Raw genomic sequence first — 26,035 nt, forward strand, 5'->3', positions numbered from 1 at the left:
GCCACCGCTCCCACATTAAAGCCTTCTGGGTGGCCGTGTAATAGATTCGAGGTCGTTGTTTCATGAGCAACACTCCTTGCGCTTACGCAGTTTGTAGTGTGTTGCATCGATCGGTTGAATTCAAGGCCGATATGAGACTTTGGGCCAGTTTCTAGCGTTAGGCAGCTGCCGACCCATAAGAGACGGTCGCAGATAATAAAATCAGCCGAAGATGGTTTAAGCGCTTCTTAGTGGCCCGTCATGACTTGAACCTGGGACCAAAGGGTTATGAGAGCAGAAATCCAAAGAAAAACACTGGGATTTTGTGTGGTTACGCCTCCAAAATATCGGTGCGTGTATTTGTGTGACTAATTTGATAAGAGGAGAAGAAACTCAAGTTCACCCATTGGATTTCAAAAAAAGTGCTTTGGAGCAATGATCTCAATACCTCGCTACTCCAGAGCACTTTTAAAGAATGCGCCAGGCGTTACTTAAAGTAATGCTTCTTTGAAGTCTGGCAAAAACCCAGACCGATGTTGGTAAATAATCTATCCGCCCTCAGCACTTTTTTTAACAAATAGTCTGATAAAGAAAATAGCCATCCCAATCATAAATAAAATTACAGCCAAACTTAACTGACCAGCAAAAGATCCAAATAGTTCTATCCACATTTTCATTTTGACCTACCTCCTACTTTATGACTATAGAACTTTCAAATAAAGATCAATTTGACTGATATCAAAAAAATTGCCTATATCAACATGAGAGTGATAAATATTTTATGATGGTATTACTCGAATTTAATGGCTTCTGGCTTTGCAATAGGTTCGCCTGCTGCTGCCCAAGCATCGAATCCACCTGATATAGACTGCACATGAAGATAGCCCATTTCATGAAGGGCCTTAGATGCAAGTGCTGCCCTACCGCTATTCTTGCAGTACAACACAATTTTCATGTCTCGAGCGCTAAAACTCGGATCATTGCTTAACTTAAACTCCAGTAGCCCTCTAGATATATGGATTGCACCTGGGATATGGCCACTTGCATACTCATCTGTCTCACGGACGTCTAGCAATACATCTGCATCCTGAATAGCCTGCGTTGCATCAGCTAATTCAACTTCCTTTATTTCAGACTTTGCTGCTGCAACCAAATCATGTGCCGTCTTCATCTCAATCCTTATTAAATGGTGTAATTATCATTATATGATAATATATAATGATAAGCAAGAAGGTTAGACCTGAGGAAGTTCAACATCTTCCATTGGATAAGCATCAGCAACATATGCTGGTCCCTTCATCACCTTCACCAAAAATGCCCCAATGGCTATAGTAAGGATTGTGAGCCAATACACCACTAGGGTACCAATCACCAAAATATCAATTAACTTGATAGTCGATCCTGTAACCTGAATATAGTCATATGCAACTAGGGCCCTGGTCACAATAGATGGAAGGAGAATGATTAAACTTCCGATGCCCAATATTGCAGGCACGCCATGAAGAATCTTTCGCTCAACCCCAGGAGGGCATGTTACAAAGCCAGGAAGAATATTTAAGAGAGTATTCATAGGCTCTTACTCTAAGCTCAATTCATTCACGCCACTTTGTTTTAAATCAAACATATTTCACCGCCACCCATTAAGAGCGCCAACCCCACTAAGAGGAGAATTTGATCAAATACCCTATAAATTCATTCCCTGCCCGCTACAATAAAAAAATATGAATACAATTTCAGGACCAGTACAAGAAAATGATTATGAGAAAACAATTCATGAGCTTAATCGTGAAATTGTCAGACTTGCCTTTGCCTTGAATTTGGATTTATCCAATCATGCGTACTTGCATGAGTTCTTAACGGCCGATATTGATCGCACGCACGATCATTTTCATAAACGCGAAACATTGAAAGGTCTGATTGTCTTAAGAGGACAAATCTGCATGCAGGTCGGAGACGCTGGTATGGAGCCCCTACCTGGACCAATTCACGAATCAATTTATAAACTACTGCAAGTACATCAATCTATTGGGTGATTCAATAATTAAAAGGTGAAATCATGCTGATCAAGTGCCCTAGCTGTCATAAATTTAATCGCTTACCACTAGATAGAATTAATCAAAAGCCCATTTGCGGGATTTGTAAATCGAGCCTACTCTTAGGGCCTATCGACGCCGACCAAGCGAGCATTAAGGAAATCTTGAGCCAAAGCAAGATGCCTGTCCTTGTTGATTTTTGGGCTCCTTGGTGCGGTCCCTGCAAAATGTTTGCCCCCACCTTTCTATCTAGCGCTAAAAAGCATGGTGAAAGTATTCTTCATATCAAACTAGATACCGAAGCAAATCCAGCTATTGGCCAGGAATTTTTAATTAGATCCATTCCTACGCTAGCAGGCTTTAAAAATGGCACTGAAATAGAGAGGCTGAGTGGAGCGCTTTCTCCCCAACAGTTAGATCAGTTTATTTTGCGACTGCTGTAAAAAATCACATTAAACCAATCACTTACTACTGATTGCAGTAACTCTTGTAAAGAATACCCATTACATCAAGTGCAACCTCACTAGATAGCGAGTAATAAATCTGCTTGCCTTCTCTCCTAGTTCGAACCAAACCCTCATTGCGCAATATAGTTAATTGCTGAGAAAGTGTGGGTTGATGTATTCCTAAGGCACTCTCAAGATCTCCAACACACTTTTCACCCAGACTTATCTGACACAACAATAGCAATCTATCGCTATTTCCTAGCGTTTTAAGTAGCCTACAAGCCTCATTTGCAGATTCCTGCATTCTTTCCAGATCCATATTCACACCCATATCAGGCCCCAAAATTTTTGTAGAACAAACTCACACACATCATTCATTTTACTTTATTATATAATATAATTAAATAAATTAAAGAACAGAGTGCAGAGTCATGGATAACAAACTAGGGATTTCAGGCCGAATTGCAGCATTCTTTCAAGGGGCACAAATTACACCCTTGCTAGCGATCCTTGCTTTGCTTTTAGGTCTATTTGCCATTATCGTGACTCCGCGTGAAGAAGAGCCTCAAATTAATGTCACGATGGCTAATGTCATCATCCCCTTTCCCGGTGCAAGCGCTAAAAACGTAGAGGAGATGATCTCGATTCCAGCTGAGCAAGTGCTATCGCAGATTGCCGGCATCGAACATGTCATGTCGATGTCTCAAACAGGTCTTTCAGTGATCACCGTTCAATTCAAGGTTGGCGTCCCAAGAACAGAAGCTCTGGTAAGGCTGCACGATACCGTAGCAGCCAACTCAGATTGGTTGCCAAAAGGTCTCGGGGTCATGCCCGCCATCATTAAGCCCAAGGGAATTGATGACGTTCCAATACTCTCACTGACGCTATTTTCAAAAAATCCTTCAATCACATCGTATGAGTTGGAAAAAATAGCCAATGAAATTGAAATTGATTTAAAACGAGTGAAAGGGACGCGAGAAGTCACCACAATTGGCGGCCCAAAACGGGCAATCCGAATTGAGGTCAGCCCTGAGAAAATGGCACTCAAGGGTGTCACCATTCCAGAACTCAGAATGGCGCTAGAAACTGCCAATCTAGGCATGCCAGTTGGCGATCTTCTTACAGAACAAGGGACCGTTGCCATTGAAACTGGCCCTTTTCTAAGAAACTTAATAGATGTGGAGAGCATTGCCTTAGGAGTTCGCCAAGGCAACCCCGTTTACGTCAAGGATGTGGCTACAGTCATTGAGGGGCCAATGCAAAATCGACGCTTAGTTTGGCATGCGGACGTTGCTGATAAAGGCCCTGCAGATCATCCAGCGGTCACGATTTCAGTCACCAAAAAACCTGGTGAGAATGCCGTCGATGTTTCCAATCAAGTACTCAGCCAATTGCAATCCCTAAGGTCCACCCTAATACCCAAAGATATTGAGATAGCAGTCTCGCGTAATTATGGTGAAACTGCTAATGAAAAAGCTAGCAAACTCATCCAGAAACTCATTTTTGCAACATTGTCAGTAGTGGCTTTGATTTTCTTTGCATTAGGTCGTAGAGAGGCGATGATTGTTGGATCGGCGGTTGTACTTACCTTAGCCGCAACATTATTCGCCTCCTGGGCTTGGGGATTTACCATCAACAGAGTCTCCCTATTTGCCTTGATATTTTCAATTGGAATTTTGGTGGATGATGCCATTGTGGTGGTTGAAAACATTCATCGACATCAACTGCTATTCCCCAATAAACGCTTAAAAGAAATTATTCCTGGCGCAGTGGACGAAGTTGGCGGGCCCACCATTTTGGCAACACTTACCGTGATTGCTGCACTACTACCTATGGCCTTTATTAGCGGTCTGATGGGTCCATACATGAGCCCCATTCCTATTAACTCGAGTATGGGCATGCTGCTATCACTTGCAATTGCCTTCATGGTTACACCTTGGATGGCAAGAATTTGGCTTGCTCAACACTCAGATAGTCAAAAGGCACACTTTAATCTCGCTCAGTGGATCAGCCCAAAGTTTAAGAAAATATTTGATCCCCTACTGAGTGATCAATCTGGAAAAAGAAATAGGAAACTTCTCGCAGGCGGGGTGATCGGAGCAATCTTGATTTCACTCTCACTACCAATGACAGGCTTGGTGGTATTAAAGATGTTGCCATTTGATAACAAATCAGAATTTCAAGTGATCTTGGATATGCCGCCAAGTACTAGGGTCGAAAAGACCTCAGAGGTTTTGAGAGAAATGGGTGTAGCCCTATCTAAATCTCCTGAAGTAAGCAGCTACCAGATTTATGCAGGCACTTCCGCCCCGATAAACTTTAATGGCTTGGTACGCCAGTACTACTTTAGGCAAAGCCCAGCATTGGGCGATATTCAAGTTAACCTCGTAGATAAGCACCATCGGTCAGATCAAAGCCACCTCATTGCAAGCCGCATTCGTCCTGCATTGCAAGAGATAGCAAAAAAATATAACGCCAATGTCAAGGTGGTAGAAGTACCTCCAGGACCTCCAGTGCTTTCTCCTATCGTTGCTGAGATCTACGGCCCTACCCCAGAGGGCAGACTGAGTGTAAGTAAATCAGTGAGATCCGCTCTTGAGAAAACCGATGGCATTGTCGATATTGATGACAGTAGCATCGCAAAATCGCCAAAGCAGTTCTTGCTAGTTGATCGTCGGAAGGCAAGCTTAATGGGCGTTTCTCAACAAGCGATTGTGACAACCTTAAGGGCTGGTCTTGCTGGAGAAAATGTTGCTTACGTTCATGACGAATCCAAATACTCTGCGCCTACAGAAATCAGACTCCCAGAAAATAAACAGGACTCATTAAAAGAGTTGCTGAAATTGACTGTCAGAAACTCACAACGGGAGGCAGTGCCTCTTAGTCAATTAGTTTCTATCGTAGACGCGGACAGAGAGCAAACCATCTATCGCAAGGATCTTCTGCCGGTAAGCTATGTTATTGGAGATACCGCCGGAAAAGTGGATAGCCCTTTGTATGGCTTATTTAAGGCCAGATCGCTGACCAAAGAAATTAAAGATCCAAACGGCAAAGAAGTGGAAGAATTCTTTACTGCCGCCCCAAGTGATCCCTACCAAAGCTATGCCATCAAATGGGATGGTGAGTGGCAAGTTACTTATGAGACCTTCCGTGATATGGGCGCTGCTTATGCGGTTGGCTTAATACTCATATATCTACTAGTTGTAGCGCACTTTGGCTCCTATCTCACGCCACTCGTCATCATGGCGCCGATTCCCCTCACGATTGTTGGGGTGATGCCTGGGCATGCTCTGCTCGGCGCGCAATTTACAGCAACCTCCATGATTGGCATGATTGCACTGGCTGGCATCATTGTGCGTAACTCAATACTGCTGGTTGATTTTATTAACCTTCAGGTTCGCCAAGGCATTGCATTTAAGGATGCCGTGGTGGATGCCGCCATCACGCGAGCCCAACCTATTGCACTTACAGGGTTAGCAGCAATGCTGGGGGCATTCTTTATATTGGATGATCCGATTTTCAATGGCCTTGCAATCTCATTAATTTTTGGAATTCTGGTATCAACAGCGCTCACTTTGGTAGTGATTCCCCTGCTCTATTACTCAGCTTATGCACATCGAGTAGACAAAATTCTCCAATCAACCCATTAATTCATTTAAGGAATTCATCATGACATCTTGGCAAATTGTTCGCATCATTGCAGGCACATTTATTTTCATCTCAGTAGCGCTTGGCGCTCCCGGAAGTCCATGGTTTGCAAATGAATGGTTCTTAGCCTTTACCGCTTTTGTTGGCGTCAACATTTTGCAAAGTGGTTTAACTCGCTGGTGCCTCATGGAAACAATTGTTCGCAAGTTGGGCGCTAAAGCTGGCGCATAAATTCAAAGGTTACCAATGAAACTCCTCGATATAAAACCTTTTGCAGCGGCTGCGATGGCATTGCTAACCATTTCATCCAATTCGGCTATGGCAACAAGCTTAATGGAGGTATGGCGTGAAGCCCAAAATAGAGACCCAGAATTCATTGCCAGTCGCTATGAGCAGATGGCTGGAGAGAAGAGACGCGATCAGGGAACTTCCTTATGGCTTCCAAGCGTTAACTTAACCGCCCTCACCGGCAGCATGAGCTACAACACCTCAACCACTGGCGCGCAATTCTATGCACCAGGTATGGGCACCTTTAATGGGGCTAATTTCAATACCTCAGTCAATAATGGTTTCGTTAACCGATATACCGTCGGCGCTACCCAATCAATTTATAACCGCGAGCGCCTCGCCCAAAGCCGACAGCTCAATCTCTCAGCCGATGCCTCCAATCTTGGTGCTCAAGTAGCGAACCAAAATCTGATCTTGTTGGTTGCCGAACGCTATTTCGATGTCCTTAGTGCCGAAGAGTCTGTTAGATTGGTCAAAAAACAAGAAGCAGCAATTGCCAATACGCGCCAACAAATTGAGAAGCGCTTTAGGCTTGGCGATGCCAGTCAAACTGATATGCAAGAAGCAAACGAGAGATTGGACACGGTAAAAGTACGCGCTCTAGATGCAAGTAATAATCTTGCAGTCAAAAAACTTGCATTACAGGACTTATTCGGGGGCGTAGTTAATATTGAGAAATCAAAAATCAACTTAAATGTTGCGCAACTATCACTTCCAAACCTCGAAACTCATGTAGGAAAGCTTAAGTCCCAGAATATCCAACTGCAAATGCTTTCAACGCAAGAAAAAGCTGCGAAAGAAGAGGCTGAAAAGTACGGTGCAGCAGCCTCACCTAAGTTGGATGCGGTTGCACAGTCCTCTAAAGATAGTTTAAGTGGATCTGGCAATTTTGGCCCCGCTAACAATACAGCAACCAATAATTATCTCGTTGGATTACAGCTTTCAATCCCTCTATATACCGGCGGCTACCGCACGGCTAAGCAAGAAGAGTCATTGCTCTTGGTTGAAAAGATTAAAGCCGAGTACAACAAGTCTGAGCAGAATCTAGAGAGAACCTTAAGATCAGTTTGGTATTCACTCAATAGCGCAAAGGATAAGCTGACGGCATTATCAAGTGCCCAAAAGACTGGCGAAGCAAGGTTAAGCTCTACTCGGGTCGGGTATGCGCATGGTTCTCGCACCACGATGGAACTTTTGGGAGCCGAAAGCGACCTTATTGCCAATGACTATGCGCTTTATATGGAAAAAGTGAACTATCTTCTTAATCGATTACGCCTAGCTGCGCTTACGGGTGAAATCTCAGAGCAGGATCTTTCAATGGTAAATGCATACCTTAATTGATCCAACAAAAGCAAACTTAGAAGAACGAAGGAAATCAGATGAAGAATTTAGAAGCTAAAAAAATGTGGGATGACCGCTTTAATAGCGAAGACTTTCTATTCGGAACTGAAGCAAACACATTTTTACAAGAGATGGCCCCAAAGCACCTCAAAGAAAATGCCCGAATTTTGTGTATTGCAGATGGCGAAGGCAGAAACTCTACTTGGCTAGCCCAGCAGAATCACCAAGTTGATGCGTTTGACTTTTCTGATATCGCAATTGAGAAAGCAAAAAAGTTTGCGAGCAGTAAAAATGTAGAGGTCAATTACGTTGTATCTGATTGTCAGTCAATAAATTGGGAGGCGGGCGATTACGATGCAATCATTGCGATATTCATTCAATTCTCAAACCCCAAAGAACGCTCAAGATTATTTAAAGATATGCTATTAGCATTAAAGCCGGGCGGCGTCTTAATCCTGCAGGGTTACACGCCCAAGCAATTGGAATATAAAACCGGTGGGCCAAGTCAGATTGAAAATTTGTACACAGAACGAGTTATAAAGAGTTTGCTTAAGAATACAAAAATTGAAGTCTTAAAAAGCTATGAAGCAGAATTAAGCGAGGGAAAAGCACATTCTGGAAAATCAGCGCTAATTGGGGTGGTGGCAATTAAGAAGCCAGTATCGATATGGCAGTTCGCCCTATCAGCAATTATGATGCCGATGTTTTCATAATCAGCGGTGAATTATTTTCTAGCTATTAATTACTATCAGCGAATTACATTCCTCGTTTTGCAAAATCCTTGAGCGCATTCATATTGGGAATTTGGACTGAAAGCCTTGTAACATCTGAAATCAACCCCTGCTCTGACATAGATGCTAAGGCTCTACTAATTGTTTCAAATTTGACATCCATCATCAAACCCAGATCCTCACGTCTAAAAAGAGGTGCGACTGTGTGGGAGCTCGTTTCCCTTGCCAGTTGAATAAAAAATCTGGCTAGGCGAATTTCAATGCGCCCAGTATTAATCTCTGAAAACCATGCTTCAGATTCCGAGAGCGCCTCACCCCATTTCTTCACTATCTGACGATGCAATCTTGGAGATTCCTCCCCCAGACTTGAAATAACATTTTTAGGAATCTTACACGCACGAATATTAGTAAGCGCAGTAGCAGCGTGCTTGTAATGATCACCCAATAGTGCCTCCATCCCAAATAAATCTCCCGGCTTTACAAGCCGTACAATCCTGCTGGTGCCATCAGGATTGAGATGGAGTAACTTTAAATAACCTTGACGCAAGGTATAAACATGCTGAGCAGATTCACCCTGGGAATAAATCAAAGAATTTGCTTCATACTTTAAATCGTCTATTGGAGAATGAATTTTAGAGAAATCCTCCTCATTTAACTCTGCGAACAAAGCAGAGCTCCGGATAGAGCATGACTCACAGTCGCTCTGACCCTGCCAAGCAATCTTTATATCTACAGGCTTCATCATCGCGATATTCTCAAGTTAACTCTATAGACATTATTTTATGCGTACATTTGTATATACGTTTATACGCATATACATGCTGAATAATAAATGGGGTAAAACGTTACTAATAATAAGTGAGTACGCTAGCTTTACCCTTAAAGATTCTGTATGAAAAAAGGGTATAACCAAGAATGGTAGGCAGAACTACGATTGCACCCCAAAAAATAAACCATAGGGATTCAGTAGCTGCAGCCGCTTGCCACAACGTCATTTTCCCAATAATGACATATGGAAAAATACTATAAGCAATACCAAAAAATGCCAGCCAAAAAATGGCAACAACACAGGCAAAAGGTAACCACTCCCTCTTGCTGGAGCCTTTTTCTAATGCACAAATAAAATGATTGGCGAGAAAAAATAAAATAGCGGTCGCAATGGGAATTGGGGAAAGCCAAAGAATTTGTGGCCAAGAAAACCATTTATGCATAATTTCAGGACTGAAGTATGGAGTAGCAGCAGAGACTAATGCGACCCCAAATCCAGTGAGCCATAAACTTGTTTTAGCCCATCGAAATGATTGTTGCTGAAGGGTTCCTTCAGTTTTTAAAATTAACCAGGCAGATCCCAAGAGAATATAACCTGCTGGTAAACATATTCCAACAAGGAGTGAAAAGACCCAGCCCAGAATTCCTGAATCAAAACCCACAATCAGCCGGCCGATCATGATGCCCTGAGAGACCGAGGCGATCAAACTGCCGACGTAAAACAATAAGTTCCAAAGTGGCTTTTGCTCAATATTGACCTTGACCCTAAAGTCAAATGAGACGCCTCGCAAAATTAATCCAATCAACATTGCCGCTACAGGCAAGTAAAGCTCTGTCAGTATTACCCCGTGAGCCAGAGGAAATGCAACTAGCAATAAGCCGACACCCAAAACAATCCAGGTTTCATTAGCATCCCAGAATGGACCAATCGATGCAATCATCATGTCCTTATCATGATCCGATGCCCGATTAAGGAGCATTCCGATTCCCAAGTCGTAACCATCCAGAACTACATATGACAGCATGGCAATACCCATCGCGACAAAGAAAAATAGTGGCAACCAGACTGATGCTTGGGTGAAGTCAATTGGCGTCATAACTTAAGTCCTAAAGGGGCTCCACGAGGATTCGGATTTTTTCTCAATTTGAGCATTGGGATTTTCTTTATCATCAGCCTGACGAGCCAGATAGAAAACCACCCAAATGTATGCGCTCAACAAACCTACATAAAGAGTTAAATAAGCAAAAAGTGTAGAAAAGACCATGCTTGTTGGCAAAGTTGTTGCGGCTTGAGCAGTTGTAAGCACGCCAGTAACTAAGTAGGGTTGACGTCCAATTTCGGTCACATACCAACCAGCTAAGACTGCAACCCAGCCAGAAAAGGTCATCAACACCAAACCTTTGGCTATCAACCTTGGTAGATGTCGATTTTGACGTAACTGCCACCGCCCTAACCATGAAAATAAGAGCATTAAGATACCCATGCCAACCATGATCCGAAAAGCAAAAAATACAGGGGCGACAGGAGGAATCTTCTCTCCAAATTCATTCAAACCCTTAACCTCACCATCCCAGCTATGAGTTAAGTACAGCGATGCCAACTTAGGAATACTGATCTCATAATCATTGGTGCGAGTTTGTTGATTCGGTATTCCAAAGATCACTGCAGGTACACCAGTACCGCCATTCCAAATCCCCTCCATGGCAGCTAACTTTGCAGGCTGATGATGAAGGGTATTGAGGCCGTGCAAATCTCCAAGCATGATTTGAATAGGCGTTAAAACCATGGCAACAGTGAGAGCCAACTTCATTACCAGTAAGTTTGCTGGTGAGCGACTATTCCGCAGATATCGATATGCAGAAATTCCAGCCAAGAAAAATGATACCGTCAGAAAGGAGGCCAGAAGCATGTGAGCAAGCCGATAAGGCATCGATGGATTAAAGATAATAGCCATCCAATCAACGGCATGTGCCCTACCGTCAATCATGGTAAATCCCTGCGGGGTTTGCATCCATGAATTTAAAGCAATGATCCAGAAGGCAGAAAGACTGGTTCCAAAAGCCACGAGAAAGGTGGCCAATGTATGGACTCGTTGCGAAACACGCTTTGCGCCAAAGAGCATGACTCCTAGAAAAGTTGCCTCAAGAAAAAATGCCGTTAAAACTTCATAAGCTAGTAATGGGCCAGCAATATTGCCGACTGTTTCCATATAGCCGGGCCAGTTTGTCCCAAACTGAAAACTCATCGTGATGCCACTTACGACACCTAAAGCAAAAGTTAAAGCGAAGATTTTTATCCAGAACTGATATGCCTCTTGCCAGCAATCTAATCCAGTTCGGTTATGTTGAATCTTGAAGTAAAAAAGAAACCAACCTAATGCAATCGAAATTGTCGGGAAAAGAATATGGAAGGAAATATTCGCACCAAATTGAATGCGACTATAAAGCAACGAATCGAGCACGATATCTCCAAATTAAAGTGATGCAAATATTGTGTCACTAAATTGACTATGGCGCTGGAAGGACATATTCCAAATCCTTTCGTATTAGCAAGGATTTGGAATGGTTAAGATACCAGGTTAATTTAACTTTTTAGTGCTGTAATACCAATCCACCGTGTTGTAACCTTCACTAGCGCGCTTATCAGCTGCCTCAGAAGTTTTTGGCGGAGGCACGATGACATCGCAACCTGGCGTCCAACCTTCTGGAGTGGCTACTGAATTCTTATCACTGGTTTGCATCGCTTGTAATAAACGGACAAATTCATCAATAGATCGACCATTACTCATTGGGTAGTAAACCATGGCACGCAAGATACCTTTAGGATCAATAAAAAAGGTAGCGCGTACTGCCTGAGTATCGGCTGCACCTGGATGCACCATGCCGTAGGCAGAGGCCACTTCCATCTTGATATCTTCAATGATTGGAAAGGTGATCTTTTGACCAAATTTCTCTTCAATATTTCTAACCCATGCTAAATGCGAAAAGAGGCTATCGATTGACAAGCCTAATAGCTCACAGTTCATTGATTTAAATGTCTCCGCTGCTTTAGCAAAGCCAATAAACTCCGTAGTACATACTGGCGTGAAATCTGCTGGATGAGAGAAAAGAATGAGCCACTTACCTTCATAATCAGCAAGCTTTTTATCTCCAAAAGTAGTTTTAGCGCTAAATTCTGGCGCCCTCTCATTTAATCTTGGGAACTGCATTACGATTTCACTCATGATTTTGTCCTTTGTTTATTGAACTTTAATCATACACTTATTTTATATTTTTATATAATGTATATTTATATTTGATGCTGCTGATAAGGCTTCTAGCTATCGTTACCCCTTAACCATTACCGAGAAATCTACCGTGCTGATATCCAAAAGGCTTTTTACGCTCCTAACCCTGATTACGATCACCATTAGTCCATTTTCAAACGCGCAGACCAATCCTATTCAAGTCGGTGGCTCGATTCCGCAGATGACCCTTACAGATCAGCATGAAAAGCCCTGGACAGTTCCTGCAGATACCAAGCTAGTTTTATTTAGCGGCAGTCGCGATGCCAATACGATTGCTCAAGGCCTGCTGAGCCAAAAGCCAGCGGAATACCTCAAATCTATGAATGCGGTGTATCTATCAGATATGAGCAAAATGCCGGGCTTTATCACCAGAAACTTCGCCCTTCCCTCTATGAGAGAGCTTCCTTATTCGCTAGGTGTCGTACTAAATGCCGATGAAACCAAAACATTTCCCCGAGAGGATGGAGCCCTGACAGCGGTATTTTTAAAAAAGGGAAAAATCACCCACATCGAGTTTGTGAAAACTACCGATGGTTTAGCTCAAGCCTTAGAAGCTCAGTAATTAAGGCCTATTCAATTTATGCTTAATGGGGTTTTGAAAATAAGGAAAAAAACCAGGCAGATATTGCATTCATGCTTAAATTGGCCGTCTCCTACTGGCCGGACTCGGCCGATCAAAACCCTAAAAATAGTCTCATTTGACTGTCTGCAATAGGTCAAGAGGAAGACGGCGAATAGGAGTTACAACGCCCCACTAGATTTCAATGGGCGGCTCTTTTAAATAATTACAGGTAGCCCTTTTCGCCTTAATACTCACAAGTTTGATTAAAGCTTATCTGAATTAAATTTGAGCAACTCTGACGGATCAAGCTTCAATGCTTCAGCTAATTTGCAAATATTGATGATTGCAATATTTCGTTGACCTCTCTCAACCCCGCCCAAATAACTTCTAGCGATTCCACTTTCCAGCGCCAACTGCTCTTGAGAGATGCCAATCTCTTTCCGTAATTTTGCAAGGTTTGAGCCGAATAACAGTCGGGGGTCTTTTTTGCTGACATTAATTTGTTTAGCCATGTTTTGATGCTATGACTATGATTACTATAAGACCACTCTCTATGAGTGACAATTTAGCCAAATTAGTTTAAATTTGTGGCCAATCAGGCGCGACTTTTGAAGCCCTTAATAGGAGCCCTGTAGATCTAAGTCAGGAGATGGGTTATGGAAAAAAGCAATATGGAGAGACTAAGTAAAGAAGTCTTAAAGCAAGGAGCAGAGGCAGCTTTGCCATGCAATCTCACCGATGAATGGTTAGATTTACTTGAGAGGGATTTGGAGATGATCCTACAAGAGGGGGATCACAGCTACTTAACTGCGCCATTGGCGATGGTTGTCCATCTTATATTTCACAAGCATGGCGGGAAGGGCAAGAAGGTCACCTTTTCCGAGGAAGATCTATTTAACTACCTGCGGTATCTTTACTTTGAGATTTCACTTGAGACGGTGCGGCGCAATACAAACATTGCTCCAGCGCCTGCAACACTGGAAACAATTCTTACAAATCGAGACGTGAGTTGGGAAGAGTAACTATCAACTATCTATGCACTTTCGGTAGTGCTCTATTTAAAATCTCTTCTGGGATTCCTTGGGTATGGGCGTTGTATGCCCACCTAGTAAATTGCTCTAAAAGTCGTTGATTCTCACTTTCAAGCCTTGCATTTTCAGCAACCAGCCTGGCGTTACGCTGACTTTCTGCAATATCTTCAGGGCTATAGAGTTTTTTTGCCCCCTCCTTTAGATAGGGCAATCTGCCTTTTTGCAATTGAAAGGCACCCTTAACTCTCTCATAAGAAGATAAGGCCTGCCTCGTGTAGGTCTGATGAAGCCTCTTTGAGACCTCGTCTATTAAGAGTTCCCAAGTTAACTTCCCTGACCAGCCATCGAGTATTTTCACGATAGCCTCAATTGTTTCAGAGGTTAAATTCTTGGATCTTTTGGATGCCGTGTTAATTTTTCTCATTCTTAATCTCCAACTTTAGCGCCTCTTGCTCAATTAAGGTTTTTGGTTTTGATAACTGAATGACTGTGCCATTGGGAATGGTCGGATTATCCAACAGCTCATTAAGCTGTGCATACCGCTTATTCACTTCCATTTGATGCGATAGCCATCGGTCAGCTCCAAAGAAGCCCTCATCAACAGCGGCCTGAGATTGCTTTAATAAAGTATTTGATTCTTCCAGCCTCAATCGCAAACTATCTTGAGCTTTCTTATCGCCCTTGATGCAGACCATCTCCTGGCAGTTAATGCAATCGAGATGAAGTTGGCATGGCGATGCTACAAAGTTATGCAAGCAATATCCAATATCAGTGGTATGCACCGTTTCCACAATAAGCTGCGATATCTGGTCCCTCGTAATGAGGTTGCTTCGACCTAATCTAGAGATTGGGCCGAATGACTTATCTGGGTTACCTATTGCACCCCTAATTTGCTGCACTATCTCAGAGCTAGTTCGGTGATCATACGCTGAAGTTTGTTTTACATCTTTTCTACCGGACCATTTAGAAACTTCAATTTCGCTCATGCCGCCAGCCAAAGCCAGAGTATTTAGGTAGTGCCTAAATTGGTGGGTCTTAACTGAAATTGGCCCTCCATTTGGCTCAAAAAAATCAAAGGCATCAAAAATTGAAGGGATTCCACTTAAGCTTCTTGTGCCTAAATATGAATTAATTTTATTAACATCAATACATTCAAATAGGCATATATATGTAGCCTTCTTAGGCCTAAATTGATTTCTTAAGGCAATATAAAGTGCCTCACTATATTTCAGATCAGAATCTTGATCATAAAATGGAAATTCGCTTGGCAGCTGAGATATCACCCAATTTTCAAGGGCTTCAAATTCAACATAAAGCTTTCCATCAATTTTTTTAGTTTTAAACGGAAGCTGGGACTCCCGCTTGGGTCGATCAGTACCCCATAAAATATGCGCAGCCTCTTTAACGGATAACAATTCCTTAGATCTTAAGCACTCCATCTCCGGTCTTAAAAATACTTTTGCAGGATTATCTTCATACCATTTAGCAATTGCTCTTGCCGTTTTGGTTTCATATCTAATCTTATTTAAAGCCTCTTTAACAACATCAACCATGGAGCTAATAATCTCTTTGATCGTTGAGTCCCCTCCTTTTGAGCCTCGCCACCGCAGTCCGTATATATCTCCACCCTGCTTGTTTTTCCGAATGACCTCACACTTATCCTCGAGCCTAAGCACCTCATTAATTCGATCAGGAGATGCCAAAAGAATTGCAGTTGTTGCACTAACGATGACATGAATATCTTTTGTTGCCATTCTAAAAATCTGCGGCAATGCGTCTAATGCTGCTGGTGACGGCATTTTTTCTTCACGCCTTTTATCCGCCTCCTCACCAATTCTCTGGCTGTCAGATGGTCTTTTAATTGGATTTCGCCACTGAAATGGTGTAGCAAGCAACTTATTTTCCGATATGACAACAACCAGCCTCTCCAACTGAGCGCCAAGCCTATACGTAAGACTTTTGGAGTAGTTCTCAACAGCTAATTGAGACGCTCTATTCATAATGTCTTGATTGATATGGATTGGACTAAGAAAGCCATATTCGGATAAAGCCTGTTCCACAAGCCTCAATACCGCCAACCTATGATTTATTGCCTTCTTAGGGCTTAAGCCATGCATATAACGTACATAGGCCTTAGAAAAACTTAAATATGACTCCTCCATGATTGTTCCGGCTCTTGAACGATTGCCAATACTCGTTTTGAAATTATTAAAGATACAACGCGTCTTTGAGGCTCGAGCTTTAATATTCAGGGTCTCAGTGACATCCCATGAATTCGAATCAAAATCTAGATCTACGCCAAATATAGTTAAATCCTCCCTAGCGAATCGAATAAATTCATCTAAATTTTCTTGAGCATTTGCATTTTGAATAGGGATAAAGAGGGCAAGATCATTCATTTGAAAACCCCAATTGCTTATTGCAGATTAGGATTACTTGAGATACCGCAAGGATTGTCTGATCATTCACAGCAGCAATACGTGCATCACCCCTTCCTGAAAGTCGCTCCCGTTCACCCAATAAAAAATCTAGGACTTTTTCATGGGGGCCGTCCAACCAAGGCTCAAAATTACTACATGTGTAGCAAGATAGCGGAGCCATTAAATTACAAAAACCGAATTCGCCGCAGCTTCCCATTGGCTTATATGCTGGATCAAACCTCGGGGAACGAATCAAGCTACTTGGATCTGCCCCTCTTGTAGCTTGAGAGACTCCTTCAATTAATTTACCTTTAAATGCCTGCGCCATTGGGGCCAACTTAAAAGCTACGGCCTTATCAATCTTATCAATCATTGTTGAGGTTGCTTCTACATAAACGCCCACATTCTGGGTATCTTCATGGTCTAGCAAGGCCGCTACAGTTAATAATCCGTGGCCCTCTTCTACAGCCCGAGTACCAATAGATCTTCTGAAACGAACTCCAGAGATGTTGATTGTCTTCCCAGTTCTTTCGGAAACTACAGCCAGTTTTTTCTCGATCCCACTTAAAATGCATCCAATTTGCGCTGACGTTGAATGGCCATAAAAATCATTCACTTGATCAGAGGTGAATCTGCCTGGAAACAAAGGCAACAATTCGATATCTTGCAGCTCGTCACTAAATTTGGATCGAACCTGATTTGCATATTCGAGAATCATGGCACCCGCCTCTGGGTTTAATCTCATTTCTAGGAAAGACGACCTTGGAATAACCCTTTTCTTTCCCCTAGGAATTTTTACCAAGTAAGTGTCCGCACCATCTATGCCATTGATATATTGAATATCGCAAACCTTCATTTGCGCATATTGAATATTTCTCATCCCAAAGGCCAAAAAGAGAGAGAACAGCGAATACTCCTTGAGGGAAATTTCTTTTGAATGAAACTTATTCTTGAGCTCTCGGAATAGTGCCTGGGTTTCAATTTCGGTATAGGCACCAATATCTGGATCGGCAGTACGTACTGCCTCACCCTTTTTATTGCCTTTGATTTTTATTTGAGAAAGAAGGTCAACCACTGATTTTTCAACACCAGGATAACCAGATCGATGAATCTTTTTGAAAAATCCACCCAAAGTTCCAAGATACCAAGCCGTGGAATCATTCAATACACCTCTGTAATTCAATATGTCTGCGCTAGTTATATATTCACGCTGCGAAGCTTGCCAATTCTTAACAAAATGCCTAAAACGCATATAGATGTTAGTTACATGTCCAAGGGAATGGTTTTCGAGGTACCAGGCGAGCGTTTTTTTAATTGACCCCCTTAACTCAACACCTATAGCTAAATCATCAAAAGAAAATTTAATATTTTGTCCAACACCACGAAATATCCATGGATCAGCTTCAAAAAAGATAACTCCGCCACCCTTAACCTGGATAACCCTCTGAGAGGAAGCTAGCAGATCTATCTCTTCACTCATCGCCGACCCCCCAATGTTTTCTCTGCATTCCTTCGGAGGCTTTTCTTGCAGCCTCTCTAGTATGTCTTTTTGAGTATCGTGCAGCCATCTTTGAGTTCGGACTCCAGCCCATTATGCTATTTCGTATGCGCTCTTCTTCAGATTGGCCTGTCTTCTTTGAGTCGCAATAGTCAGAAAAATTATCGTTCCATGTGTGTCTAAGTATGTGAGGGCTAATCTGCTCATCCACATCTTGCAAAGCAGCTTTTATGACTTTAAAAACCTTGCTTAAGCTATTGATTGCCATTGGTGAGCCTGTGCCCAAAGCCGTAAATAGAAATCCATGTTTTTTTGCTTGAAAATCTTTATTTCGATTTGTGCTTATATATTCTCTTATAAGCAAACAAAGCTTATCGGAAATAGGAATCTCTCGACTTAAAGTTTTGACTACAGGCTGATCTAATCTAGGATCGTTAGGGTTATCAGGCCTTCTAACAACCTTAACCGTATGACTTTGAAAGTTGATATCTGGCACCATAATGTTGAGCATCTCACCACGGCGCATTCCCGTCTCCAGCAAGAACCGAATAATCAAAAAGTTTCTAAGTTGTACTCGGCTATTTACCCAAGGATTACTTTTTCCACCCACTTTAATTAATTCGTTAATTTTTTCCTGCACTTCCTTACTTAGCCCCAATCTCTCAGATATGGAGGCTTGTAATTTCGGGGCTCGCTCTTTTAGGTATTGATCAATAAGCTCTTTTGAGCGACTTAAATCGTTCGCCCGAGATTGATTGCCTTGTGTGCGGTGAATCTGATGCATACAGCAATATTGAAGGAAATCACGAACATAGGTAATTCGTGTAAGGGCAGTATTAGACGAAATCTCGACCCCCACCTTGGGGCTTCCCATCCTTACGGATTCCCCGCCTTTGAAACTCTTTTTCCTTTGCCCTGCTGAATGCTTTTGTTCTTGCCTAATATCCGCAATTGGTTTTTTTAAAAAGCTAAGAAGGTCGTCTAACTCTGCGTTTGTAAAGAGAGGGCCTTGAGATAACCGATCGTCCAGATCTATGCCTTTGTTTGAAAGGTAGGTGTATAGAACCTCAATTGACTGAACGGCCTGGTAGAGCGTGTTGAAAGCAAGCCCCCTGCCTCTATACGAGGTTAATAGCCATATTGTCGGCAAAAACAAAGGAATGCCAGCTTCGTTAACCAAATTAACAAAACGCTCTCCACTTTCAAACCTTATCTTTTTGATTGAATATTTCATCTTTATTTACACTTTTATTAAGGGTATTTAACTTCACAATAGTACGCTTAATTAAATTAATGTAAATAAAGCTAAAAAGCCTTATAGATTATGAGTCTATAAGGCTTTTATTTGATACTTGTTTACAGTATTCTTGGGGACTTCCTAGAATGGAATATCGTCATCCATTGCGCCAAGCGATGCAGCACTTGAAGATGCTGGAGCAGATTGCTCAGCCGGCTTTGAGCGACTATAGCTCTCGCCACCATCACCGCTTCCGCCTACTGGCTTACCACCAAGCATTTGCATTGTTTCTGCAACGATCTCGGTTGAGTATTTTTCTTGACCGCTTGCATCAGTCCATTTACGCGTACGCAAACGACCTTCTACATAAACCTGCGACCCTTTTTTGAGGTATTGACCAGCGATCTCAGCAAGCTTCCCAAAGAACGCAACGCGGTGCCATTCTGTGGTTTCCTTCATTTCGCCAGTTTGCTTATCTTTATAGCGATCTGATGTCGCCACTGAAATGTTCGTGACGGCGTCGCCACTTGGCATGTAACGTGTTTCTGGATCGCGCCCTACGTTACCTACGATGATGACTTTATTTACCGAAGCCATGTTGTCTCCCGAAGAAAAATGATGATATGAATTAAATGTACAGCTAAGGTTATGTCTTTGCAGTTAAATCTTTTGAATCTACTACCTTTGCAGGTAATTCGCGCATCGACCAAGCAATTATAAGCCAGCATAAAAGCAATATCGCCCCCATAACAAAGACTGATAAATCACCATGACTATCCATCAGCCAACCCCCAATAACAGCCCCTGTAAAGAGGCCAATCGACTGAGTGGTGTTGTAAACGCCTAAGGCAGTACCCTTGGATTCTTTGGCAAAACGGGAAACTAAGGAAGGCTGTAAAGCCTCCAGCAAGTTAAATCCTACGAAATAAATCAATAAAGCAATTGCAATGGACAGAACCGAAGCGGTGTTCGTAAACAAAACTTCTGCAGCAAGCAATAAGATGATTGCCAATAAAAGAATGGTGCGCAATTGCTGCTTCTTTTCACCAAAAATCAGAATAGGCGCCATCAAGAAAAAAGAGAGTAGCACCACCGGCAGATACACCTGCCAATGTGATGCGAGTGGCAAGCCTGCCTGCACCAGCAAACGAGGTACCACTAAGAACATCGCAACCTGAGTTGCATGCAATACAAATACACCCACATTCAAGCGCATCAGCTCAGGACGAAAAAATACCTCTTGCAAACACGCCTGCTGAGTTTTGATTTCTGGCTTAGTGCTGGGCAGAAGGTAGTAGGTTACGAACATGGCCACTACACCCAACGCCGCCAGAACGACAAAAATTCCACTCAAACCAATCACGCGGTAGATCGGCGCTGCAATAACTAACGACAGTGCAAAAGAAAGAGCGATGCTACCGCCTACTAAAGCCATGGCGCGGGTGCGAACTTGCTCTCGAGTCAGATCAGCAACCCAAGCGGAAATCGCTGCTGAGACCGCTCCAGCGCCCATCACCCCACGCCCAACAGCAATCCATAAGAGATCGTCTTGGGCGGCGCAAATTAGGGCTCCTGCAATAAATAAGGAAAGTCCCCATAAAACCACTGGTTTTCGACCAATTCGGTCAGAAAGCCGACCTAAAGGAATATAGAAGCAGGCCTGAACAATGTTGAAAATTCCTAAAGCCAATCCCACCCACAGAGCGTGCTCACCACCCGGTAAACCACGTGCATGAATGCTAAAAACGGGCAGAAGCAGGAAAAGGCCCAACATACGGAGGCCAAAGATGCCTGCTAAGGCTAGAGTTGAGCGAAGTTCAGAAGGATTCATGGGAAAGGGCTATATTAACAAGTTACGCTAAAAAATCATGAATAACGAAATTAAGATCCGTGGTGCACGTACGCACAACCTCAAAAACATCAATCTAGACATCCCTAGAGAGAAATTGGTCGTCCTAACAGGGCTGTCAGGCTCAGGCAAAAGCTCACTCGCTTTTGATACTCTCTATGCCGAGGGCCAACGTCGCTATGTGGAATCACTCTCTGCTTATGCCCGCCAATTCCTGCAGCTCATGGAAAAGCCAGACGTTGATACGATCGAGGGTCTATCACCCGCTATTTCGATTGAGCAAAAAGCGACTAGTCATAATCCACGCTCTACTGTAGGTACAGTCACCGAGATTCACGATTACTTGCGCTTGTTATTCGCGCGGGCAGGCACACCCCACTGTCCTGAGCATGACCTACCACTGGAAGCGCAAAGCGTTTCTCAAATGGTTGATACCGTTTTAGCAATGCCCGAAGACACTAAGCTCATGATTCTGGCACCCGTAGTCAGTGAACGCAAAGGTGAGTTTGTTGACTTGTTTCAAGATCTTCAGGCCCAAGGTTTTGTGCGTTTCCGCGTTCGCTCTGGCGGCGGCACAACTAACACTGCTAAAGCAGAAATTTTTGAAGTCGATCAACTTCCCACACTCAAGAAAAATGATAAACACTCTATTGAAGTAGTTGTTGATCGCATCAAAGTACGCCCTGATATTCAACAGCGCTTAGCAGAGTCTTTTGAAACTGCGTTACGCCTTGCTGATGGTAAAGCCATGATTGTCAATATGGATACGGGTAAAGAAATGATTTTCTCAAGCAAGTTTGCTTGCCCGATTTGTTCATATTCATTACAAGAGCTTGAGCCACGCCTCTTCTCATTTAACAACCCGATGGGTGCATGTCCCTCTTGTGATGGCCTTGGCCATCAATCGTTCTTTGATCCAAAACGCATCGTTGCCCATCCCGACCTATCACTCGCCTCAGGCGCCATTAAGGGCTGGGATCGTCGCAATCAGTTTTACTTCAAGCTATTACAAACATTGGCTAAGCATGGTGGTTTCGATGTGGAGAAACCATTCGAGACATTGAGCAAGAAACAGCAAGACCTCATTTTGCTCGGCTCTGGCGACGTCACCATACCTTTCGAATACATCAACGAACGTGGCAAAAATAGTATTCGTGAGCACGCCTTTGAAGGCATCGTAGCGAACTTTGAGAGACGCTATCGTGAAACGGATTCAATGACCGTTCGCGAAGAATTATCTCGCTATCAGAATGTACAAACATGCCCAGAATGTAGTGGCAGTCGTTTACGCAAAGAAGCGCGCTTTGTCAAAGTAGGTGAAGGCAAGCAATCACGCGCCATATTTGAAATCAGTGCTCTTCCACTAAAAGAAGCAAAAGAGTATTTCGAATCACTTGAACTCAAAGGCGCCAAACGTGAGATCGCGGATAAGATCGTCAAAGAGATCGGCTCACGCCTGCGCTTTCTCAATGATGTGGGCTTAGACTACCTCTCATTAGAACGAAGTGCAGATACGCTCTCAGGCGGGGAAGCTCAGCGCATTCGCCTAGCCTCTCAAATTGGATCCGGCTTAACCGGTGTGATGTACGTATTAGATGAACCCTCAATTGGCCTGCATCAGCGAGATAACGATCGCCTGATCGGCACACTTAAACACTTACGCGACTTAGGAAATAGCGTTTTAGTGGTTGAGCATGATGAAGATATGATTCGCGCATCTGACTATGTGATTGATATTGGCCCTGGTGCTGGAGTACATGGTGGTGAAATCGTCGCCGAAGGCACTCCTGAAGAAGTTGAGGCTAATCCCAAGTCCTTGACTGGCGCTTATTTGTCCGGCCGTGAATGTATTGCGGTTCCAGAAAAGCGCATCCCTGTCGGGGAAAAGTTCTTAGAAATTATTGGCGCTCGCGGCAATAATCTGCAATCCGTTCACGCAAAGATTCCCGTGGGTCTACTTACCTGCGTGACTGGGGTATCCGGCTCTGGTAAATCCACTCTCATTAACGACACACTGCACCACGCAGTAGCTCAGCATATTTATGGATCTAATGCTGAACCGGCCGCGCATGATGCCATCAAAGGCCTGGAATATTTTGATAAGGTCATTAGCGTAGATCAATCTCCAATTGGTCGCACACCACGCTCCAACCCTGCAACCTATACCGGGGTATTTACTCCGATTAGAGAACTATTTTGCGGCGTGCCTGCGGCGCGCGAGCGTGGCTATGAGGCAGGGCGTTTCTCATTCAACGTCAAGGGTGGACGTTGTGACGCTTGCGAAGGCGATGGTGTTCTTAAGGTAGAAATGCACTTCTTGCCCGACGTCTATGTCCCATGCGATGTATGCCATGGCAAGCGCTATAACCGAGAAACACTCGATATTCGCTACAAGGGTAAAAATATTCATGAAGTGCTAACGATGACCATCGAGCAAGCGCATGAGTTTTTTGAAGCAGTGCCTATCGTGAAACGCAAACTCAAAACCCTGCTTGATGTTGGCCTTGGTTACGTCAAACTCGGTCAAAGCGCCACGACACTCTCCGGTGGTGAGGCGCAACGCGTCAAACTCTCGCTAGAGCTTTCTAAGCGAGATACCGGTAGAACACTTTATATCCTAGATGAACCAACCACTGGTCTTCATTTTCATGACATTCAGCTACTACTAACAGTTCTACAAACTCTCAAAAAGCAGGGCAATACGATCGTCATTATTGAACATAATTTAGATGTCATCAAAACCGCTGATTGGATTATTGATTTAGGCCCCAAAGGTGGTGCTGGTGGTGGTCAAATCATTGCAACAGGGACGCCTGAAGATGTTGCGAAAAATGAAGCGAGCTTTACTGGTCACTATTTAGCACCTCTATTGACTCGCAAAGTCGCTGTCGCTAAAAAGAAAAAATAATTTAATATTTGATTGGCTATCAGAGCAATTTAGATTCGGCTAAATCAGTCGCTTCTGAATTGCCTGATAAGACCAAAATATCATTAGCCTGCAAGCGCAATCCTGGAGTGAGCTCTAGTTTGACGTAATCAGAGCCGCCTACTTTACGTCTTACCGCCTGCACGCTCACCCCTTCATTTTCCAGATGCAATTCTTCGAGCGTCTTGCCAATACTGGCTGACTCTGGCAATAAGGTTACCGAGTGTAAGCGCCATGATTCATTGGACTCAGTATCATCAGCAACACCCCGAAAATAACCACGTAATAGGCTATAACGCGCCTCGCGTGCGGCGGTGATCCGACGCACCACCTTGCGCATCGGAACGCCCATCATGAGCAGCACATGGGATGCCATCATCAAACTTCCTTCAATTAATTCGGGCACCACTTCCGTTGCTCCTGCCGCTTGCAACTTTGCTAAGTCAGCATCATCCTTGGTGCGCACTAATACCGTCATACCGGGACGCAAATGCTCCACTTGATGCAATACTTTTAAGGTAGCAGGCGTATCAGCATATGTAATAACAACTGCTTTTGCTCTTGCTAATCCAGCGGCGACTAAATAATTTTCGCGACTAGCATCGCCATAAACCACGTTATCTCCCGCACTCGCAGCCTCTTTCACGCGATCAGGATCCATATCTAAAGCAAGATAAGGAATCTTTTCTTGATCAAGCATGCGCGCAAGACTTTGGCCAGAGCGGCCAAAGCCGCAAATAACAACATGGTTTTCTGTGCGCACACTTTTAGCAGCAACACGCGTCAAAGCCAAAGATTGCAACAACCACTCATTGCTCGAGAAGCGCATCGCGATACGATCGCTGTATTGAATCAAGAAAGGTGCGCCAAACATCGATAGCAGCATCGCAGCAAGTACCGCTTGACTCAAGGCGGGATCAATTAAATCTAAGCCATCGATTTGATTCAGAAGAACAAAGCCGAATTCACCGGCCTGCGCAAGGCACAATCCAGTCCGAATGGAAATACCAGGACTGGAGCCAAATACACGTGATAACAGGGCAATCAAGCCAAACTTGAAAATCAACGGACCAACAAGTAGAAGCAAGACTAGCAACCACTGCTGATATATCACTTCCAAATCGAGCAACATACCAATCGTAATAAAGAAAAGTCCCAGCAATACATCTCTAAAAGGCTTGACGTCTTCCTCTACCTGATGACGGTAGGGTGTCTCTGCAATTAACATACCCGCCAAGAAAGCGCCCAGCGCTAATGACAAGCCAAAGTGCTCTGTTAGTCCAGCCATCCCCAAGACGATTAATAGGAGATTGAGCATGAACAACTCTTGAGAGCGTAATTTAGCTACCAAACTAAACCAACGACTCATTAGGGTTTGACCAATAACAAAAATCAGCACAAGCGCTACGGAAATCTTGATAGAGGCTGTAGTTAAGGCAATAAATAAATCCCCAGGATTTTTACCTAAAGATGGCAACAAAATTAACAGGAAGACAACTGCCAGATCCTGAAACAGCAAAATACCAATAATGTTGCGGCCATGCTCCGTTTCGATTTCAGAACGATCTGAAATCAACTTAGTCACAATGGCAGTAGAAGACATGGCTAAGGCGCCACCAAGGGCGATCGCTGCCTGCCAAGAGATGGGGTAAATCCAATTCATCAACAGACTTGCTGGCACTGCCAAGAGCATCGTCAGGATGACTTGGCTACCCCCCAGGCCAAATACGATCGATCGCATAGCTCGTAATTTATGAAGGTTGAACTCCAGTCCAATCGAGAACATCAAGAAAACCACCCCAAACTCCGCTAAATACTTCACGGTAGCTGAATCATTGGCTAATCCAAGGGCATGGGGTCCAATCAGGACGCCAATGGCTAAATAGCCCAAAATAGGGGGTAGCCCAAAATAGCGGAAAATAACTACCCCGGCCACTCCAGAGGCCAGCAAGATGAGAGTTAATTGAAGGACTGACGGCATATACTCACCC

The 26,035-nt window shown here is 43.5% G+C and carries 25 protein-coding genes; 9 read left to right on the forward strand and 16 right to left on the reverse strand.

Annotated features, from left to right (window positions below; all coding sequences use genetic code 11):
- Window positions 1-527: 527 nt before the first annotated feature.
- The 3 genes from AOB49_RS12340 to AOB49_RS00010 all read right to left on the reverse strand — a co-directional run bounded on the left by AOB49_RS12340 (window position 528) and on the right by AOB49_RS00010 (window position 1,549).
- Window positions 528-656 (reverse strand): DUF3149 domain-containing protein, encoded by a 129-nt coding sequence (locus tag AOB49_RS12340; protein ID WP_082783992.1) that lies wholly within the window; start codon window positions 654-656, stop codon window positions 528-530.
- A gap of 113 nt (window positions 657-769) precedes the next feature.
- The gene (locus AOB49_RS00005; protein ID WP_062306413.1) at window positions 770-1,150 is read right to left on the reverse strand and encodes a rhodanese-like domain-containing protein; all 381 of its coding nucleotides are present in this window, start codon (window positions 1,148-1,150) and stop codon (window positions 770-772) included.
- A gap of 63 nt (window positions 1,151-1,213) precedes the next feature.
- Window positions 1,214-1,549: a hypothetical protein gene (locus AOB49_RS00010; protein WP_062306415.1), complete on the reverse strand. Its 336-nt coding sequence runs from the start codon at window positions 1,547-1,549 to the stop codon at window positions 1,214-1,216.
- A gap of 151 nt (window positions 1,550-1,700) precedes the next feature.
- Here AOB49_RS00010 and AOB49_RS00015 point away from each other — a divergent pair, with 151 nt between their 5' ends.
- A complete protein-coding gene (locus tag AOB49_RS00015; protein WP_062306418.1) occupies window positions 1,701-2,012 on the forward strand; it encodes a hypothetical protein in 312 nt (103 codons plus the stop codon).
- Window positions 2,013-2,035: 23 nt separating this feature from the next.
- Window positions 2,036-2,455 (forward strand): thioredoxin TrxC, encoded by a 420-nt coding sequence (gene trxC / locus AOB49_RS00020; RefSeq protein ID WP_062306420.1) that lies wholly within the window; start codon window positions 2,036-2,038, stop codon window positions 2,453-2,455.
- Between the two features lie 25 nt (window positions 2,456-2,480).
- Here the strand turns inward: trxC and AOB49_RS00025 are convergent, their stop codons facing one another.
- Window positions 2,481-2,789 carry an ArsR/SmtB family transcription factor gene (locus tag AOB49_RS00025; RefSeq protein ID WP_062306422.1) on the reverse strand — a complete coding sequence of 103 codons (309 nt, stop codon included), beginning with the start codon at window positions 2,787-2,789 and terminating at the stop codon, window positions 2,481-2,483.
- A 100-nt stretch (window positions 2,790-2,889) separates the two neighbouring features.
- Between AOB49_RS00025 and AOB49_RS00030 the strand changes: the two genes are divergently transcribed.
- From AOB49_RS00030 to AOB49_RS00045, 4 genes are read left to right on the forward strand one after another with little or no spacing between them, the layout of a single operon-like run.
- A complete protein-coding gene (locus AOB49_RS00030; protein ID WP_062306423.1) occupies window positions 2,890-6,108 on the forward strand; it encodes an efflux RND transporter permease subunit in 3,219 nt (1,072 codons plus the stop codon).
- 19 nt (window positions 6,109-6,127) lie between these two features.
- Entirely contained in the window at window positions 6,128-6,337 is a 210-nt protein-coding gene (locus AOB49_RS00035; RefSeq protein WP_062306426.1) for a YgaP family membrane protein, read from the forward strand.
- 15 nt (window positions 6,338-6,352) lie between these two features.
- Entirely contained in the window at window positions 6,353-7,735 is a 1,383-nt protein-coding gene (locus tag AOB49_RS00040) for a TolC family protein (RefSeq protein WP_062306427.1), read from the forward strand.
- Window positions 7,736-7,773: 38 nt separating this feature from the next.
- Window positions 7,774-8,448: a class I SAM-dependent methyltransferase gene (locus AOB49_RS00045; protein WP_062306431.1), complete on the forward strand. Its 675-nt coding sequence runs from the start codon at window positions 7,774-7,776 to the stop codon at window positions 8,446-8,448.
- Between the two features lie 43 nt (window positions 8,449-8,491).
- Here AOB49_RS00045 and AOB49_RS00050 read toward each other — a convergent pair whose 3' ends face one another.
- The 4 genes from AOB49_RS00050 to AOB49_RS00065 form a co-directional block, all read right to left on the reverse strand.
- Complete coding sequence (locus AOB49_RS00050; protein ID WP_245640573.1) at window positions 8,492-9,211, reverse strand: Crp/Fnr family transcriptional regulator; 720 nt, start codon at window positions 9,209-9,211, stop codon at window positions 8,492-8,494.
- A gap of 103 nt (window positions 9,212-9,314) precedes the next feature.
- Window positions 9,315-10,331 (reverse strand): cytochrome d ubiquinol oxidase subunit II, encoded by a 1,017-nt coding sequence (locus AOB49_RS00055; RefSeq protein WP_062306434.1) that lies wholly within the window; start codon window positions 10,329-10,331, stop codon window positions 9,315-9,317.
- Window positions 10,332-10,334: 3 nt separating this feature from the next.
- On the reverse strand, window positions 10,335-11,699 hold the full coding sequence (locus tag AOB49_RS00060) for a cytochrome ubiquinol oxidase subunit I (protein WP_062306437.1): 1,365 nt from the start codon (window positions 11,697-11,699) through the stop codon (window positions 10,335-10,337).
- A gap of 114 nt (window positions 11,700-11,813) precedes the next feature.
- Window positions 11,814-12,458, reverse strand: coding sequence for a peroxiredoxin (locus AOB49_RS00065; RefSeq protein WP_062306440.1), 645 nt, complete (start codon window positions 12,456-12,458; stop codon window positions 11,814-11,816).
- A gap of 133 nt (window positions 12,459-12,591) precedes the next feature.
- Between AOB49_RS00065 and AOB49_RS00070 the strand changes: the two genes are divergently transcribed.
- Window positions 12,592-13,083 (forward strand): hypothetical protein, encoded by a 492-nt coding sequence (locus tag AOB49_RS00070; protein WP_062306442.1) that lies wholly within the window; start codon window positions 12,592-12,594, stop codon window positions 13,081-13,083.
- Window positions 13,084-13,346: 263 nt separating this feature from the next.
- Here AOB49_RS00070 and AOB49_RS00075 read toward each other — a convergent pair whose 3' ends face one another.
- Entirely contained in the window at window positions 13,347-13,595 is a 249-nt protein-coding gene (locus AOB49_RS00075) for a helix-turn-helix domain-containing protein (RefSeq protein WP_062306446.1), read from the reverse strand.
- Window positions 13,596-13,739: 144 nt separating this feature from the next.
- On the opposite strand from AOB49_RS00075, the gene AOB49_RS00080 reads away from it, so the two are divergent.
- On the forward strand, window positions 13,740-14,105 hold the full coding sequence (locus AOB49_RS00080) for a hypothetical protein (RefSeq protein WP_062306450.1): 366 nt from the start codon (window positions 13,740-13,742) through the stop codon (window positions 14,103-14,105).
- Window positions 14,106-14,112: 7 nt separating this feature from the next.
- Here the strand turns inward: AOB49_RS00080 and AOB49_RS00085 are convergent, their stop codons facing one another.
- The 6 genes from AOB49_RS00085 to AOB49_RS00110 form a co-directional block, all read right to left on the reverse strand.
- Complete coding sequence (locus AOB49_RS00085; RefSeq protein ID WP_062306454.1) at window positions 14,113-14,538, reverse strand: hypothetical protein; 426 nt, start codon at window positions 14,536-14,538, stop codon at window positions 14,113-14,115.
- Complete coding sequence (locus tag AOB49_RS00090; protein ID WP_062306457.1) at window positions 14,525-16,513, reverse strand: hypothetical protein; 1,989 nt, start codon at window positions 16,511-16,513, stop codon at window positions 14,525-14,527. The genes AOB49_RS00085 and AOB49_RS00090 overlap by 14 nt, the downstream gene beginning before the upstream one ends.
- On the reverse strand, window positions 16,506-18,014 hold the full coding sequence (locus AOB49_RS00095; RefSeq protein WP_062306458.1) for a site-specific integrase: 1,509 nt from the start codon (window positions 18,012-18,014) through the stop codon (window positions 16,506-16,508). The genes AOB49_RS00090 and AOB49_RS00095 overlap by 8 nt, the downstream gene beginning before the upstream one ends.
- Entirely contained in the window at window positions 18,007-19,266 is a 1,260-nt protein-coding gene (locus AOB49_RS00100) for a site-specific integrase (protein ID WP_062306460.1), read from the reverse strand. The genes AOB49_RS00095 and AOB49_RS00100 overlap by 8 nt, the downstream gene beginning before the upstream one ends.
- A 144-nt stretch (window positions 19,267-19,410) precedes the next feature.
- Window positions 19,411-19,866: a single-stranded DNA-binding protein gene (gene ssb / locus AOB49_RS00105; protein ID WP_062306461.1), complete on the reverse strand. Its 456-nt coding sequence runs from the start codon at window positions 19,864-19,866 to the stop codon at window positions 19,411-19,413.
- Between the two features lie 49 nt (window positions 19,867-19,915).
- On the reverse strand, window positions 19,916-21,100 hold the full coding sequence (locus AOB49_RS00110; protein ID WP_062306462.1) for an MFS transporter: 1,185 nt from the start codon (window positions 21,098-21,100) through the stop codon (window positions 19,916-19,918).
- A gap of 37 nt (window positions 21,101-21,137) precedes the next feature.
- Between AOB49_RS00110 and uvrA the strand changes: the two genes are divergently transcribed.
- Entirely contained in the window at window positions 21,138-24,026 is a 2,889-nt protein-coding gene (gene uvrA / locus AOB49_RS00115; protein ID WP_062306464.1) for an excinuclease ABC subunit UvrA, read from the forward strand.
- Window positions 24,027-24,045: 19 nt separating this feature from the next.
- Here uvrA and AOB49_RS00120 read toward each other — a convergent pair whose 3' ends face one another.
- Entirely contained in the window at window positions 24,046-26,025 is a 1,980-nt protein-coding gene (locus tag AOB49_RS00120; protein ID WP_062306466.1) for a monovalent cation:proton antiporter family protein, read from the reverse strand.
- Between the last annotated feature and the right edge of the window lie 10 nt (window positions 26,026-26,035).

Source organism: Polynucleobacter sinensis, assembly GCF_001595985.1.
Taxonomy (GTDB): domain Bacteria; phylum Pseudomonadota; class Gammaproteobacteria; order Burkholderiales; family Burkholderiaceae; genus Polynucleobacter; species Polynucleobacter sinensis.